Genomic DNA, 14703 nt, shown 5'->3' on the forward strand with positions numbered 1-14703 from the left:
CGATTCGATTGGAGGCTGTTAATGAAGATTAAATTTGCTAAATCTCTCCTTCAAAGTCGTTCTAAATCTGACCTACCAAAAATGTAGAATAAAAATATATCTAACAGGACAATTTTGTGAATTTAAAAATGCTCGGCTCTATCGCTATCGTTGCGGGTACTGCAATTGGTGGTGGTATGTTAGCCCTACCTTTGGCTACCGCTTCATTAGGTACATTACCTGCTTTTCTCCTGCTAGTTGTGATCTGGGGGATCTCAATTTATACATCCTTGCTGATGCTAGAGATCAACCTACGCACTGGTGTCGGTGATAACGTACATGCCATTACCGGCAAGCTTCTCGGGAAAGTGGGTCAGTTGATCCAAGGGGCTTCCTTTATGAGCCTGTTGTTTGCGTTAACTATGGTCTATCTGATGGGAGGATCATCACTGCTGGAATCGCGTTTCGAGCCGCTTGGTATTACCATGAATAACCAAGTAGCAGTGCTGCTATTTACTGTCTTATTTGGTGGTTTGATTGCCGTCGGTGTTAAGTGGATCGATAAGATCTCCCGAGTGCTTTTCACCTCTATGGTGGCGTTATTAGTCATTGTTGTCGCTTTCTTGCTACCTGAAGTTAATATAGGTTCAATGCTGGCAACGACGGGGGGAGATATCGTTAAAGGCAGTGAGCTTAACGGCTTGTGGATGGCGGCGATTCCGATCGTGTTTACCTCATTTGGCTTCCATGTCTGTATCGCCACGATAGTGCGCTACTTAGATGGTGATGCTGTTTCACTGCGTAAGATATTAATTATCGGCTCAACGATTCCTCTTATTTGCTACATCCTATGGTTGATGGTGACTTTAGGGACATTGGGTGGCGCTGCGGTCCATGGTCTTGAAGGCTCATTGCCATTGTTGGTGACTGCTCTGCAAGGCTTAGCTCACTCGGAAATATTGAAGCAGTGTATCGATCTGTTTGCTAACCTGGCATTAATCACCTCATTCCTTGGGGTGACCATGAGTTTGTTTGATTATGTCGCTGAATTGACGCGTGCTAAAGATGATGTTGCAGGTCGTGCTAAAACCTGGTTAATTACCTTTATACCGCCTCTTTTATGTGCACTATTCTACCCAGATGGTTTCTTCCAGGTACTTGGTTTTGCCGCCATTCCTCTGGTTGTGATGATTATTTTCTTGCCGATTGCTATGGCACTTAAGCAACGCCCGCAAAATCTAGGAGGCTATCAGGTTTCTGGTGGTAATGCCGCTCTTGGTATTGCAGGTGTATTTGGCGCAGTGATTATTGCGGCCCAACTGTTTGTTGCGCTGTAAACTGAAGCCGGTGAGAGGTTAAGGTTATCTTCTTTAAATAGTAAGGGGATAAGTCAAAGCCTGTTTTAATTAGTTAGGCTTGTGATAAAGTCGAGTCCGAATATTAATACCGATTGGTATATTATTTGGCTCGGCTTTTTTATTGCCTGAGTTTTAGCAAATGGCTAAATGCTATTGCTGCATAAATCATTACAAGCAAAGCAGAATAATAATTACGCACTAATAATTAAAAATGGATTTAACAAAATGAAGAAATGGCTTCTCACTGTCGCTGTCGCTGCCTCTTTTGGCGCACACGCTGACGAAGGTATGTGGCAACCATACCAACTGCCCGCTATGGCCGATGAACTTAAGGCTAAAGGGTTGGAGATTGATGCAAAATCTATCTCTAAATTAACCGAATTTCCAATGAATGCCGTTATCAGCCTAGGTGGCTGTACTGCATCATTCGTCTCTCCTAAAGGCTTGGCCGTGACTAACCATCACTGTGCTTATGGCTCGATTCAATACAACTCAACACCAGAGAAAAATCTGCTTAAAGATGGCTTTCTGGCTAAGAGTTATGGCGAAGAGCTACAGGCGACCCCAGGCTCACGCATCTATGTAACCGAAGCGGTGACCGATGTGACAGACAAGGTCAAACAGGGCTTAGAGAGCAAGCTTGGTAACGCTTTTTACCAAGGCATAGAGCAGAGAGAGAAGTCATTAGTGGCTGAGTGTGAAGCCGAAGATGGCTATCGCTGTCAGGTTTACAGCTTTCATGGCGGACTAGAATATTATCTGGTTAAGCAGCTAGAGATCCGCGATGTGCGTCTGGTGTATAACCCAGCGGCCAGTGTAGGCAAGTACGGCGGTGATATAGATAACTGGATGTGGCCACGTCACACCGGTGATTTCTCATTCTACCGTGGTTACGTCTCTAAAGACGGCAAGCCTGCAGACTTTAGCAAAGACAACGTACCTTACGAGCCAAAGAGCTTCCTGAAGGTTTCGGCAAAAGGCGTGAGTGACGGCGATTTTGTTATGGTGGCAGGCTATCCAGGCCGTACTAATCGTTACCGCACCGCTAACGAAGTAGAGAACCAGTTCGAGTGGGCTTATCCAGAAGGTAAGATGCTACGCGAACGCTTTATTGAGATCATTAAAGAGACAGCTGCCGAAGGCAGTGATGAGCGCATCAAGTATGAAAGTTTGATCGCCGGGCTGGCAAACTATGCCAAGAACTTCACTTCTATGATCGAGTTTTATGGTAAGTCGACCATGCTTGATGACCGTCAAGGTCGTGAGTCTGAGCTGGCTAGCTGGATCAATAAAGATAGCAAGCGCAAAGCAAAATACGGTAAAACCTTAGCTGAGCTAGATAAGCTGATCGCTGAAGGTCAGGAGCATCAGGCTCGCGATATCATCTTAGGTTATATCCGTTATACCACTATGCTGCCAACGGCACGTAAGTTGTATCGCTTAGCCAATGAGAAGCAGCTAGACGACATGGCGCGTGAGCCAGGTTATCAAGAGCGTGACATGATCCGTTTCAAATCAGGCATGGAGCGTATCGATCGCCGTTATGCGGCAAGTGTCGATAAGGCTATGCTGTTTGATATGCTTAAGCGCTACGCCGTGTTACCTGCCAGTGAGCGCATCGCTGCGTTGGACAAGGTATTCGGCATAGGTAAGAAGCTAGATGAGAAGAAGCTAAGCAAGACGCTTGATAAGATGTATGCCAAAACTAAACTGGGTGATATGGATACTCGCCTAGCTTGGCTGGATAAGTCAGTGGGTGACTTTAAGTCGTCTAATGACCCTTTCATCAAGTTCGCTGTTGCCATGTATGACACAGACATGAAAGCTGAGAAGAAAGACAAAGAGCTTGCTGGTAAGTTAATGAAGGTACGTCCTCAGTATATGGATGCCATCATTGCTTATAACACTGAAAAGGGTAACCCAGTCTACGCCGATGCAAACTCAAGCTTGCGTGTGACTGTTGGCCATGTGAAAGGCTACTCACCACAAGATGGATTAAAGGCTGTGCCTTTCACTCGTCTTGAAGGCATCTTAGCTAAAGACACGGGCGCCGATCCTTTCGATGCACCGTCTAAGCAGCTAGAGCTTATCAAAGCTAAGCAGTATGGTGATTTCTACATGAAGTCTATCGATTCAGTACCGGTTAACTTCCTGTCGACACTCGATACCACTGGCGGTAACTCAGGTTCACCGACCTTAAACGGCCGCGCCGAGCTTGTAGGTCTACTGTTTGACGGTGTTTACGAGAGTATTATTGGTGATTGGGGTTACGATCCTGAGTCTAACCGTTCTATTCAGGTAGATAGCCGTTACATGCTTTGGGTAATGAAGTATCTGGATAATGCAGATAACTTGTTAGCCGAGATGGAAATTGTTCATTAGGCTAATAAAGGTAACGAGTTTCTAGATCCTAGGAACTCGTATCTTCGAGTTAAAGTCGAATTTAAACGGGCACTTTTGTGCCCGTTTTTTTTACTTGTCAGATAACAAACTTCTGAAATATCTATTGTGGGTTCATTGGGCTTAGCTGGTGTTTGGTTAGTTTTAGGTAAGCCTAACTTCGTTGATATCTATCACCTGCCGTGGGCTTAAGTGCGAACACTTCTGTGACTCGCCGCAAGCACTGTCCCTGTGGGCTCTACGACATCATCCCTGATGCCGAAGGTCACAGCCGCGTTCACACCTGCTATGGTTTCGAGAAAGTTATCTCTGATTTGAATATTACGAGCAATGCGCTGCAATGTTGAACAAGGGAAGTTGCTTCTAATCAGCGGGCCAATATTGGGGCGCTATACTTCACTTAGCTATATTTCACTTGAAAAATTTACTTAACATTACTCAAGCTTGGCTCTCATTTACATGGAAACGGTTAATATTTCGTTACCTAAAATTATCAATAAAAATAGAAGCAATGACACATCTCCATCAATTTACGGCGTTAACTTTCTGCGTGCTACTAGCCGGTGGCTGTGCTAATAGCAGTGCTAATAACGATAGTTCTAAAGGTGGAAGGTCACTGCATACATTTGATTTTGAAAAACTTGATATAGATGGTGATGGAAAAATATCTAAGCAAGAGTTTTTAGATTCGGTACCCTACTCAAGAGCTCCTGAACAACGATTTAGCCAACTCGATAGCGACTCTGACGGCTACTTAACCAAGAATGAGCTCAACTCAATAAGTCTGCGACGGCGACATGCGATACTTGCCAGCTAGCAAGTTTCAAATAGCTCTTTTGGGGGTCATTGGGCAGGATTGGCATTTGGAAGTATTCTGTTAACCAATATTTCATTGTAACTTACCGCCTGTCCGGCGAGGAATGTGTAAACACTTCTGTGACGCGCCGCAGGCACGGTCCCTGTGGGCTCTGCCGTGACATCCATGTCACGGAAGGTCACAGCCGCGTTCACACCTGATTATCTATCTCTTCGTTGGAATTTTATTGGTAGGTAAGTCGTTTGTGGACATAAACATGATTGAGATAAGCTCTCTACTTAGTCAGCTCAGGCAATATCATTAGACTTACCACGAAGCGCTACACGAAGTACTCGAAGGTAAAGCAAAAAATAGAAGCTTTAATCTGTTATTGCACTTCTTCGTGTGTTTCGTGACCTTCGTGGTGAGATTTTGTTCTAAGTCACTTTGGGGCATAAACGTGTACCAATTAAAGCTTAGGCTTACTAACAAAACTTCAATCGAAGAGGTAGATAAACGGGTGTAAGTGAGCTCGAGGACTTCGATTTCAGGGATGAAATCGCAGAGCGCCCAAGGACGGGTTTACAGCGTACCGAGAGATTACTTACACATGCGCCCACAGCAGGTGATAGATAGCAGTGAAAGTACGACTTTCAAATACACCACTCAATAGCTACTCAGCCAGAAGCTAAAACAAAAAATGTAATTAACCTTCATTCGAAGGTCGGCAACTATCTATGAGAAGAGATAGCTCTGAACCAGAGAGTTGCCTCATCTCACCTTCACTAAGCTCACCAAGCGCCAAGGTTTGAATACTCACTCGTTTAAGGTCGACAACCTTATAGCCTAAAGTTTGGCTCATACGGCGGATCTGTCGGTTCAGCCCTTGGGTGAGTACGATCTCAAACTTGTCGCTAGCAAGTCGTGTCATCTTGCAGGGCAGGGTGGTGACATCTCGGTAGCTAACCCCTTGGGCCATTTTGATTAAGAAAGTGTCATCGAAGTCGCGATCAACTTGTACATAGTAGGTCTTGCTATGGCCAAAATCTGGGTGCATGAGTTTCTGAGTCAACTCACCATCGTTAGTGAGTATCAACTGTCCACGGGAGTCTTTATCTAAACGGCCCACAGGATAGAGTCTGGGGCTAGCTGGCAGGAGATGTAGTAAAGAGCTGGGGTCATCGGTTAATAGCCGGCAGTCTGTACCGACAGACTTGTTGAGCATCCAGTACTGCTTAGACTCGACTCCCTGAATAAGTACACCATCGAATTTGAGTGTTTCTTGGCTACTAATGCCCATTTCACACTCGACGAGTGTAACTGTATCGATATGGTTGGCGAGGCGGCCATCTATGGTGATATGACCGTCTCGAATATAGCGAGTCACGGCCCGACGGGAACAGAGTCCAGTCATGGCGAGATATTTGGCCAAACGAATGGGAGTGGTGTTTTGTGTCATAGGAAACTTGGGAGATCATGCCGAATAGTCAAAGTTTACCGTTTGTACTGCTTTATGACCACAATCGATGGATCTTACCAGTTAGATGGCTGGCTTTCTGAGCCATGGTCAAATTGTTGTTTGGCAATTTTTCTAATATTCAAGGCTAACATGACACACCAGAGCATAGTGATATTGGTCTGCAACCACATATTGATTGCAACCCAGCACACTTCACCATTTTGATGTAAACAAGGAGTGAAGTCTAAGGTGCTCCAGTCGAGCTGATAGATAAGCCCAGTGGCACTGATAAAACCAAAGATGGCTAAGATAAACAGCGGCTTTGAACAGATCTCTTTATGAGTAAAACGAGTGGAGATTGTAAATAGGTGTAAGACGAAGGTCGCCAATAAGAAGCTGGTAGAAACAAGTCTATGTTCGTCTAAAAAATTAATCGGAAACACGCCGATTAAGATGATGGATAGCCCGACCCAAGATCCGGTAATTGACAGGAAGTGGCTAAAATCACCTAACTTAAGCAGGTACAGGCCATACATGGCGAGCAAAATACAGGACCCTGCGATAATCAAAGACATATTAAACACATAGGCGAGAGGGGAGTGAATGTAATCGCCAAGAAAGTCAGAGCGTCTAAAGAACACCTGAAAGCCAATATTTTGATATTCGGCCCAGACAGAGATAGATATGCCGATAGACGTCACAGAGGCCCCGACTAAGATCATCAATATCACTAACCTATGCAGGTCATATTGAGTCGAATGGGTATTGAGTTCAGTTCGCATCACAGTCTCTATTCTCTTTATTCGGCTAAAACATAGGGCAAATAAAAAGGAGCACAGCAAGCTGCACTCCTCTTATAGTAACAACTAGCCTTGGCTCCGTTGCTACTCAATATCCCTATCAATTCAGCTAAAGCGCCTCTAATGTTTAGAAGTCGCCATTTAAAGTGTAGCTGAAGTCGATATTAATTTGCCCTATTTAAGCTACATTCGCAATACCACAATAGTTGTAGCCGTTGTTAACAAACCTATCTTGATTAGCTGGCTCGCTTACGGAATACCACGATAGTGACAGCAACGACAGCCAAGATCATACAGTACCAGGCATGTGTAACAGCCTCTAATGGCGAGATGCTAAAGGTTGATGCAACAAGTAAGGCTTGAGCACCATAAGGGATAAGTCCCTGAATGATACAGGAGAAGATATCCATGATACTGGCAGCACGCTTTGGGGTTACGTCATGCTTTTGTGCTAGCTCTTTAGCAATCTCACCAGTAACAACAATCGATACTGTGTTGTTTGCCACACAGGTATTAGTTGCAGCCACAATACCTGCCATGCCTAACTCAGATGCACGCGTCGATGCGCCGCCTTTAGCCTTTGAAAATTTAGCGATTAACTTTTCAATCTGCTTGCTCACGAAGGCTAAGCCACCTTGCTGTTGCATCAGTGCAGCTAAGCCACCCACTAACATAGAAAGAATGAAAATTTCCTGCATGTTGCCGAAACCGGTATAGATATCCTGACCGAACTGGATAACGCCATAATCCATAGTCAGAATGCCTGTGATACCGGCGAGTAGGATACCGATAGTGAGTACCACAAAAACGTTAAGGCCCGATACGGCTAGGACTAAAATGGTTAGGTAAGGAATGACTTTAACAAAGTCTATCTCCTGCGCGGCAACATCGGCCTGACCTTGACCCGCAAAGGTGAAGGCAATCAGGGTAATGATTGACGCTGGGATAGCGAAGATAAGGTTCTCTTTGAACTTATCTTTCATCTCACAGCCTTGGGTACGTGTCGCGGCTATGGTGGTGTCAGAGATGATGGAGAGGTTATCACCAAAAAGTGCACCTGAGATCACGGCGCCTGCCATTAGGGCTAGTTCGATTTGCGCTTCGTTAGCCACGCCTAGTGCGATAGGGGCTACGGCAGCAATTGTGCCCATCGAGGTACCCATAGCCGTCGCGATAAAGGCTGCAATGACAAAGAAACCAGGTAAAAGTAGGTTTGATGGTACAAGTGATAAACCAAGAGCGACAGTGGCATCCACACCACCGGTGGCTTTAGCCACGGCTGCAAATGCTCCCGCTAATAGATAGATAAGGCACATGGCGATAATATTGGCATGACCAATACCTGCGATAAATGTCTCTATGCTTTGGTTGAGCCTTTGCTTAGAGATGATTAAGGCAAAGATAATCGCTGGCAGAATAGCGACAACACTTGGTAATTGATAGAACGCAAAGTCTACGCCTTGGCTCTGAAAGTACACTCCGGCACCGATAAATAATGCGAGGAATAAAAATAGTGGCAATAGCGCTATAAATGAGGCTATAGGTACGCCATTGGTTTGCGTGCTTTTAGGAGCATCAGTCGAAGTTGTCAAAATGTTCTCTCTTGTCTTGTTGAGCTAAGTGTAAAAACTCTGTCTTGTAACGTAAAAAACCATAGGTTCCCATGCCTCCTAGCTGGAACACGCCTTCTATTTCAGCTCATCTCTTGAGCATATGATGAACTCTTATCTTTAAGAGGTACTGAAATAGTCAGAATGGTAGATCTCAATAGTTGGCAGGATATGAGATTAATAGACGCCTGTCAATTTAGACGTCTAGATGTTTTTACTTCCATTTGTGTTTTTCTATGCCGTTCATGGCAAAATTTCTTATCTCACTGTTTGCTAATGACTTTACTGAGTGGTCGGCATTAGTGTGAGTTGTCGCCTTCTCGTTGTCTTCTTGCTGTCTTCTTGTTGCACTCTTGTTGGTTTGCTATTGCCTAGGTTTGTTTTTTGTGGTCAGAGCCAATTAGAAAAATTTTAGTCGAAAATAAGCTGCTTAAGCTATACAAGTCACGACAGGAAAATTAAAATGCTAGCCCTGAATATAAAGGGTCAATCCATGAAAATAAAAGAGATAGATAAAGTCGTATATCGTAAGCACCTCAATCTTGTCACTGTTGCTTTAGTGGCGAGCCTAATCGTAATGTCATTGGCCTTTGGCACTGGGCTTATTGCACTTTTTGGTGAGCCAAATGGTGTGAGCGCCGAGTCAACAGGCAATTTTCAATGGAATTTACTCGGTGTGATACTGGCTGCCATTATCTCAGTGGCCACCTTAATTAAATTTAAACATCATCCTTATCTGGTCGAGGTCTACTATGTGTGGCAGTTAAAGGCCTTACATAATCGAATCTATCGTCGGCTTAAGAAGATAAAAGCTGCTGCATCTAATCATGATATCGATGCCTTAATGATACTGAGTTTTTACTATCGGAGTCAGAAGCAGGTCTACCAGCTAGATAACAACACACTGACTTTGAGTAAGCTGCAAAATGACATTGATGAACTCAACTCAACTATTAGCCAGCTCAACCTTTCAATTTCCATTGAGGAGTTTAGCGCCGAGTTGTTGAACAAATTCTAGTAAATAAGCTTGAAGGGGGATCTTTGTCTGAGTTTCCTCTAAGCGGCATATGATGGTAACTGAAGGTTTTGGTCTAGACTTGTAGTTACTATTATAAATCTAACTGATATCCAGTTTGCCGCTGATTAAGGTGGATCATGAAGAAAACCATCATGGGCATCATCATGGTAACCATACTGCTTTTGGGCAACCTCTTTGCCCTAAAAGTGGGAGCCAATCATGCTCTCAAAATTGCCATTGTCGAATACCCTCCATATGAATTCACCCGCCACGATGGGCAAGGTGGTGTCCAGTTCGATGGCATTTCGGTGAAATTGGTTGAGGAGGTGTTTAGACGCATCGAGCAGCCAATAGTCTTTCAGGTTCTCCCCTGGTCCAGAGCACTTAAATTGTTAAAAGAGGGCAAGATCGACGGTTTATTTGAGGTACTGAATAGGCCTGAACGACAAGTCTATGCTGATTATAGCCAGCAAGTATTGATGCAAGAGGTAGTGATGCTCTTCGTCACTGAAGACTCTGGTATCGAATTTGATGGCGATCTGGAGCAACTTGGGGATTACCATTTTGGTATGAGGAAGGATTTCAGTTACGGGACTATTTACGATAATGCTATTGAGACCAAGATGATTAAACAGGTGAGTGTCGATGTTAAGTCTTCAACATTATTGCTCAAGTTATGTACCGGAGACATAGACATTCTTATCGCCGAGAAAGACACTATCTACTATGTCGATAAAGAGATAAAGGCACTGCAAAGTAACTCGTTAAAACGCTGTAAAAACATAAAGCGATTGGCTACAGCTGTGCAATCGACACCGACCTACATGACTTTTTCAAAGCAAAGTCATTTGAGTCATGTCAGAGATAAGTTTGATCAAGCATTACTACAGATGAAACAAGATGGCAGCTATCAACAGATTATCGATACATGGAAGCAGGCTAATATAGAGTGAGTATTGTTCAAAAATGAGAAGTGTCAGTGCAAGGTGTTGTAGATATTAATGATTATTATTAACTCGTCTAAGTCTGTAAGCTAACTTGCAGGTCGTTAAACATTCTCCCTAGACAAGATATGTTGTACACAGGCCGATCTAAGCAGTGAGGTGAAATTTTTCACATCACCGTGATGATTCAGCGCTTCTATGTATAGACTGGCGATAAATTGGTTTCTTTTCACACCTTGGCTCTCTGCAATCTGATCGAGTAGATCCCAAAACAGCTTTTCCAATGAGATGCTGGTCACGTGCCCCTGGATTCGAATAGATTTCTGAATAGGTAAGTAATGGCTAGTAGGGTTATCGAAAAACAGATTATCCATAACTTTGAATCGCACACTTAAATTTATTTAATTTCTTTAGTTTCAAAGGATTATACATATTCATTGTCTTTATTACCATTCGAGGGTGACTTATCTAACTTACTTAAGGAGTACAACTTATAATTTTTATCGGTTAAGCGTGTTGAGATAAGATGATAATTTCTGGTTTTTGGGCGATGAGCTCAGGCATCTCTTTTTTTAGACGTTTGAAGTGACCGGTATTTTGATGCTTTTCGAATGCAGCATGATCGACAAAAGCCTTGATGAAGATGAAATGTCCTAGTTGCTCATTTTCTTGGTGCAGTTCATATTTGACACACCCCAGTTCATTTCTAGTCGGTTGAACTAGGCTCTTGAGGAGTTCAAGTAGTGCCTGTTCTTTGCCATTTTGTGCCTTAAAGCGTGTCAATACATTGATCATGTTTGTGCCCATAGTCAAAAATTACGACTGATAATGAAAGGGGGGGCTAATGTAAGTGACTTGACTGATAAAAGGGTAGCAAAGGGGTACTACATTTAAGTTATTTAGAACTAGTAACTTCTATCTTTACAGTTCTTTGACTCATCTATTTTTAGTAAGTTGTTGCTTTGATTGAAATCAGAATCGATGGAAAACCTGTTACTGATAGCTGCCATAAATTGAGTTAGACTGTGGCTTGTTTCGGGGGAATAAAAACGGAGATGTAGTGGAATTAGGTATTAACGAACTTTGGCTATTTGTCATTTCAGGCATTATGTTAAACATCATTCCAGGACCTGACTCCCTGTACATAATAGGCCGTAGTGCTTCCCAAGGCTTTAGATCTGGTTCAACCGCGGCATGTGGAATAGCCAGTGGAACCTTAGTACATATCTTCGCGGCAGCCTTTGGTTTATCTGCAATTTTGGCTACATCTGCCATGGCTTTTACTATCATCAAGATCCTCGGCTGTGTATACCTTATCTATATGGGGATCTCAATGCTGCTCAGTAAAGCTGGTTTAGCAGTTAAAAGTAGTGAGCTAAATCAGGCTCCGCTGAAGAAGGTCTTCTATCAGGGGTTTATCACCAATGTGCTTAACCCTAAGGTGGCGCTGTTTTTCTTAGCTTTTGTGCCACAGTTTATCGCCCATGATGCACCCAATAAGGCGCTTTCTTTCATTGTCTTAGGTCTTATTTTCAATATCAATGGCATGCTTTGGTGTCACTTTTTAGCCTGGTCTTCATCGTCATTGAGTCGTAAAGTAAAGCAAAGTACCAAAGTCTCCAACGCACTCAATAGGCTGGCTGGTGGGCTGTTTATCTGTTTTGGTATCAAGTTAGCGTTTAGCGAGCAGGTTTAGCTTTTCTCTCGCCACTATTCTCATAGCAATTGTGAAAGATTACTCTAGCTACTCGCTATTGATTAAAAACCTCATCGAATATTGTTTTCAGCAATTCAATTTTACTGGTCTCACGAGGGTTATGTTTAGACACTAAGGAGAGGTTAAATTGATAGCTGGCACTACCACTGTGAATAATCTTCAGCTGTTTAGATTCTAGCTCCAGTTGAATGTAGCTCAGTGGCAGGTAACCTATGTAGCAGCCAGAGAGAATCAAGGTTTTACGGGTGTCAAACTGATAGGCTTTAGCCGATAAATTTAGTCTTTTTAATTGCTCTCTTCCATCTGTATCTATATCGATTCCCGGGTGAACTGCAGGTGCCTGCGCTAACATCTCAGTGCTAATTTCATCATCTGCGAGTGGAAAAAACGGGTGAGAATGACTGCAGCATAGGTAGATAGGTTCGTTATAAATCGTTTGATAGTCTAGCCCTTCAACTTGCTGGTAGCTAGGCAGTAATCCTATATGGGCCTTCTCTTTAAGTAGACATTTTTCGATGTGTTTAAGCGCTTCATTGTCGAGCACAAGGTGTAATTGTGGCTGAGTGGTATGTATCTTTTTCACGACTTCAGCCAGCTTCAGCTGCATACGTGTATCTAGCTGGTCGGCACACAGTATGATGAGCTCGCCACTCAACTCTTCACCTAAGTTATTAATCATTCTTGAGAAATCATTAAGTGAATCGAACAGCTCTATACAGGCATGGTAGACAGTCTGGCCATCTTCTGTCAGCGCAAAGCCACCTCGTCCTCGACTGCATAGCTTGAGCTTCATTCGGCTCTCTAAATTAGACATATGCACGCTGATGGTTGAGCGGGTCACGCCAAGTTCAGCCTCCGAGGCCGAGAAACCGCCATTTTCGACCACAGTGCGAAAAATTCGCAGTAAACGTAAATCATATTCGGTGACGGCTTTTGGGATGATAGAGCTCTTATTACTCATTTTATTGCTAATGTTTTTCAAATTGCCACCTACTTATCACGCATATAGTTTTACGTGTGTAAAACATAAGGTTTATTGTTTTGTATTTAACCCGAGTTGATTTTGCTATTCAATAGCTATATGAATTTTTAGTGCCTGTTTCATCTTTAGAGAAGAAATTGGCGCCATTGTCAGATGAAAGCACACTGGAGTGATTATGCAACAAGTTAACGATTCAGGATTAGTGAAGCTCAGCTCTTACATTGATGGTCAGTGGACTGATGGGAGCGAGCGATTTGATGTCATCAACCCAGCGAATGACCAAGTCGTGGCTCAAGTATGCAACGCCGGAATAGCTGAGACTGAAGCGGCTGTTGTCGCTGCTAAAAAGGCCTTGCCTGCCTGGTCTAAAAAATCGGCTAATGAGCGCGCCGCTATTTTGCGTAACTGGTTTAACTTGATGATGCAGAGCCAGGATGACTTGGGTCGTATCTTAACCTTAGAGCAAGGCAAACCCTTAGCCGAAGCCAAAGGTGAAATTGCCTATGGTGCCGCTTTTATCGATTGGTTTGCCGAAGAGGGCAAGCGAGTCTATGGCGATACCATTCCGGCACCTGCAGGTGACAAACGTATCATAGTTATCAAGCAACCTGTGGGCGTCGTCGCCTCTATTACGCCGTGGAACTTCCCTAATGCCATGATAGCCCGAAAAGCGGCAGCCGCTCTGGCGGCGGGTTGTACTTTTGTGGTTCGTCCTTCACCTTCAACACCGCTATCTGCTTTGGCCATGGCGGAGCTTGCAGAGCGGGCCGGCGTGCCAGCCGGTGTATTCAACGTGGTTGTGGGCTTGGATTCATCGGGTATGGGCAAGGTACTGACTCAGCACCCGGATGTATCTAAGTTTACCTTCACTGGCTCGACTGCAGTGGGCAAGATATTGATGACTCAAACGGCCACTACGGTTAAGAAGGTCTCGATGGAGCTCGGCGGTAACGCGCCATTTATCGTATTTGACGATGCCGATATCGATGCCGCTGTCCAAGGCGCACTCGTGTCTAAATATCGTAATGCCGGCCAGACCTGTGTCTGTACCAACCGTATTTTTGTTCAGCAGGGCATAGTGCAAGAGTTCACCGATAAGTTTGCCTCTGCTGTGGCCGGATTGAAAATAGGTGATGGCTTAGCCGATGGCGTCAACTTAGGCCCGATGATCACATCACAAGCAGTCGATGGTGTGCATAAGCTCGTGGAAGATACTGTGGCTGCAGGGGCAAAGGTCATTGCTGGTGGCAAACGTAGCACAGCAGGTAAAAATTTCTATGAGCCGACCATTTTAACAGGGGTGACCAATGATATGCCCTTGGCAGCTAATGAAATATTTGGGCCTGTGACGCCAATTATCAGTTTCGATACCGAAGAGGATGTTATCGCTTTGGCTAATGATACCGAGTATGGCTTAGCGGCTTACTTCTATTCTCGTGATATTGGTCGGGTATGGCGTGTAGGCGAAGGGCTTGAATACGGCATGATCGGCATCAATGAAGGTATTATTTCTAACGCAGCGGCGCCATTTGGTGGGGTTAAGCAATCGGGCAACGGCCGAGAAGGCTCTAAGTATGGTCTAGATGACTATATGGAGATCAAGTATCTGTGTATGGGTGGGATAGATCGTTAGGTTCTAG

Annotated in this window: 14 protein-coding genes; 7 read left to right on the forward strand and 7 right to left on the reverse strand. The window is 44.1% G+C overall.

Going from position 1 to position 14703, the window contains the following annotated elements:
- The first annotated feature begins 116 nt into the window (after nucleotides 1-116).
- The 3 genes from FM038_RS03680 (at nucleotide 117) to FM038_RS03690 (ending at nucleotide 4554) form a co-directional block, all read left to right on the forward strand.
- Complete coding sequence (locus FM038_RS03680) at nucleotides 117-1316, forward strand: amino acid permease (protein WP_142872013.1); 1200 nt, start codon at nucleotides 117-119, stop codon at nucleotides 1314-1316.
- 246 nt (nucleotides 1317-1562) lie between these two features.
- On the forward strand, nucleotides 1563-3719 hold the full coding sequence (locus tag FM038_RS03685; RefSeq protein ID WP_142872014.1) for a S46 family peptidase: 2157 nt from the start codon (nucleotides 1563-1565) through the stop codon (nucleotides 3717-3719).
- Nucleotides 3720-4248: 529 nt separating this feature from the next.
- A complete protein-coding gene (locus FM038_RS03690) occupies nucleotides 4249-4554 on the forward strand; it encodes an EF-hand domain-containing protein (protein ID WP_142872015.1) in 306 nt (101 codons plus the stop codon).
- Between the two features lie 26 nt (nucleotides 4555-4580).
- Here the strand turns inward: FM038_RS03690 and FM038_RS03695 are convergent, their stop codons facing one another.
- From FM038_RS03695 to FM038_RS03710, 4 genes are all read right to left on the reverse strand, one after another.
- Nucleotides 4581-4748, reverse strand: a complete 168-nt coding sequence (locus FM038_RS03695; protein ID WP_185965795.1) for a hypothetical protein — start codon at nucleotides 4746-4748, stop codon at nucleotides 4581-4583.
- Nucleotides 4749-5239: 491 nt separating this feature from the next.
- Nucleotides 5240-5992 carry a pseudouridine synthase gene (locus FM038_RS03700; RefSeq protein WP_142872016.1) on the reverse strand — a complete coding sequence of 251 codons (753 nt, stop codon included), beginning with the start codon at nucleotides 5990-5992 and terminating at the stop codon, nucleotides 5240-5242.
- A 74-nt stretch (nucleotides 5993-6066) separates the two neighbouring features.
- Complete coding sequence (locus tag FM038_RS03705) at nucleotides 6067-6774, reverse strand: DUF998 domain-containing protein (RefSeq protein ID WP_223292993.1); 708 nt, start codon at nucleotides 6772-6774, stop codon at nucleotides 6067-6069.
- A 254-nt stretch (nucleotides 6775-7028) separates the two neighbouring features.
- Nucleotides 7029-8384, reverse strand: coding sequence for a Na+/H+ antiporter NhaC family protein (locus FM038_RS03710; RefSeq protein ID WP_185965745.1), 1356 nt, complete (start codon nucleotides 8382-8384; stop codon nucleotides 7029-7031).
- Between the two features lie 511 nt (nucleotides 8385-8895).
- Between FM038_RS03710 and FM038_RS03715 the strand changes: the two genes are divergently transcribed.
- Together FM038_RS03715 and FM038_RS03720 are read left to right on the forward strand one after the other, a co-directional pair.
- On the forward strand, nucleotides 8896-9420 hold the full coding sequence (locus tag FM038_RS03715; RefSeq protein ID WP_142872017.1) for a DUF3087 domain-containing protein: 525 nt from the start codon (nucleotides 8896-8898) through the stop codon (nucleotides 9418-9420).
- A 137-nt stretch (nucleotides 9421-9557) separates the two neighbouring features.
- Nucleotides 9558-10373 carry a substrate-binding periplasmic protein gene (locus tag FM038_RS03720; RefSeq protein WP_142872018.1) on the forward strand — a complete coding sequence of 272 codons (816 nt, stop codon included), beginning with the start codon at nucleotides 9558-9560 and terminating at the stop codon, nucleotides 10371-10373.
- A 95-nt stretch (nucleotides 10374-10468) separates the two neighbouring features.
- Here FM038_RS03720 and FM038_RS03725 read toward each other — a convergent pair whose 3' ends face one another.
- Both FM038_RS03725 and FM038_RS03730 read right to left on the reverse strand, forming a co-directional pair.
- On the reverse strand, nucleotides 10469-10738 hold the full coding sequence (locus tag FM038_RS03725; protein WP_077753081.1) for a ribbon-helix-helix domain-containing protein: 270 nt from the start codon (nucleotides 10736-10738) through the stop codon (nucleotides 10469-10471).
- A 133-nt stretch (nucleotides 10739-10871) separates the two neighbouring features.
- Entirely contained in the window at nucleotides 10872-11159 is a 288-nt protein-coding gene (locus FM038_RS03730) for a putative quinol monooxygenase (protein ID WP_142872019.1), read from the reverse strand.
- Nucleotides 11160-11472: 313 nt separating this feature from the next.
- Here FM038_RS03730 and FM038_RS03735 point away from each other — a divergent pair, with 313 nt between their 5' ends.
- A complete protein-coding gene (locus FM038_RS03735; RefSeq protein ID WP_142872914.1) occupies nucleotides 11473-12060 on the forward strand; it encodes a LysE family translocator in 588 nt (195 codons plus the stop codon).
- Nucleotides 12061-12115: 55 nt separating this feature from the next.
- Here the strand turns inward: FM038_RS03735 and FM038_RS03740 are convergent, their stop codons facing one another.
- On the reverse strand, nucleotides 12116-13042 hold the full coding sequence (locus FM038_RS03740) for a LysR family transcriptional regulator (protein WP_142872915.1): 927 nt from the start codon (nucleotides 13040-13042) through the stop codon (nucleotides 12116-12118).
- Nucleotides 13043-13238: 196 nt separating this feature from the next.
- Here FM038_RS03740 and FM038_RS03745 point away from each other — a divergent pair, with 196 nt between their 5' ends.
- Complete coding sequence (locus FM038_RS03745; protein WP_142872020.1) at nucleotides 13239-14696, forward strand: NAD-dependent succinate-semialdehyde dehydrogenase; 1458 nt, start codon at nucleotides 13239-13241, stop codon at nucleotides 14694-14696.
- Nucleotides 14697-14703 lie beyond the last annotated feature (7 nt).

Origin of the sequence: Shewanella eurypsychrophilus, from assembly GCF_007004545.3 — a bacterium.
GTDB lineage: Bacteria > Pseudomonadota > Gammaproteobacteria > Enterobacterales > Shewanellaceae > Shewanella > Shewanella eurypsychrophilus.

What these genes read in the sequence shown, in the direction of transcription:
- FM038_RS03720 (WP_142872018.1), top strand. Translation starts at nt 9,558, where the DNA reads ATGAAGAAAACCATCATGGGCATCATCATGGTAACCATACTGCTTTTG.
- FM038_RS03700 (WP_142872016.1), bottom strand. Translation starts at nt 5,992, where the DNA reads ATGACACAAAACACCACTCCCATTCGTTTGGCCAAATATCTCGCCATG.
- FM038_RS03715 (WP_142872017.1), top strand. Translation starts at nt 8,896, where the DNA reads ATGAAAATAAAAGAGATAGATAAAGTCGTATATCGTAAGCACCTCAAT.
- FM038_RS03745 (WP_142872020.1), top strand. Translation starts at nt 13,239, where the DNA reads ATGCAACAAGTTAACGATTCAGGATTAGTGAAGCTCAGCTCTTACATT.
- FM038_RS03690 (WP_142872015.1), top strand. Translation starts at nt 4,249, where the DNA reads ATGACACATCTCCATCAATTTACGGCGTTAACTTTCTGCGTGCTACTA.
- FM038_RS03730 (WP_142872019.1), bottom strand. Translation starts at nt 11,159, where the DNA reads ATGATCAATGTATTGACACGCTTTAAGGCACAAAATGGCAAAGAACAG.
- FM038_RS03705 (WP_223292993.1), bottom strand. Translation starts at nt 6,774, where the DNA reads ATGCGAACTGAACTCAATACCCATTCGACTCAATATGACCTGCATAGG.
- FM038_RS03735 (WP_142872914.1), top strand. Translation starts at nt 11,473, where the DNA reads ATGTTAAACATCATTCCAGGACCTGACTCCCTGTACATAATAGGCCGT.
- FM038_RS03740 (WP_142872915.1), bottom strand. Translation starts at nt 13,042, where the DNA reads ATGAGTAATAAGAGCTCTATCATCCCAAAAGCCGTCACCGAATATGAT.
- FM038_RS03725 (WP_077753081.1), bottom strand. Translation starts at nt 10,738, where the DNA reads ATGGATAATCTGTTTTTCGATAACCCTACTAGCCATTACTTACCTATT.
- FM038_RS03685 (WP_142872014.1), top strand. Translation starts at nt 1,563, where the DNA reads ATGAAGAAATGGCTTCTCACTGTCGCTGTCGCTGCCTCTTTTGGCGCA.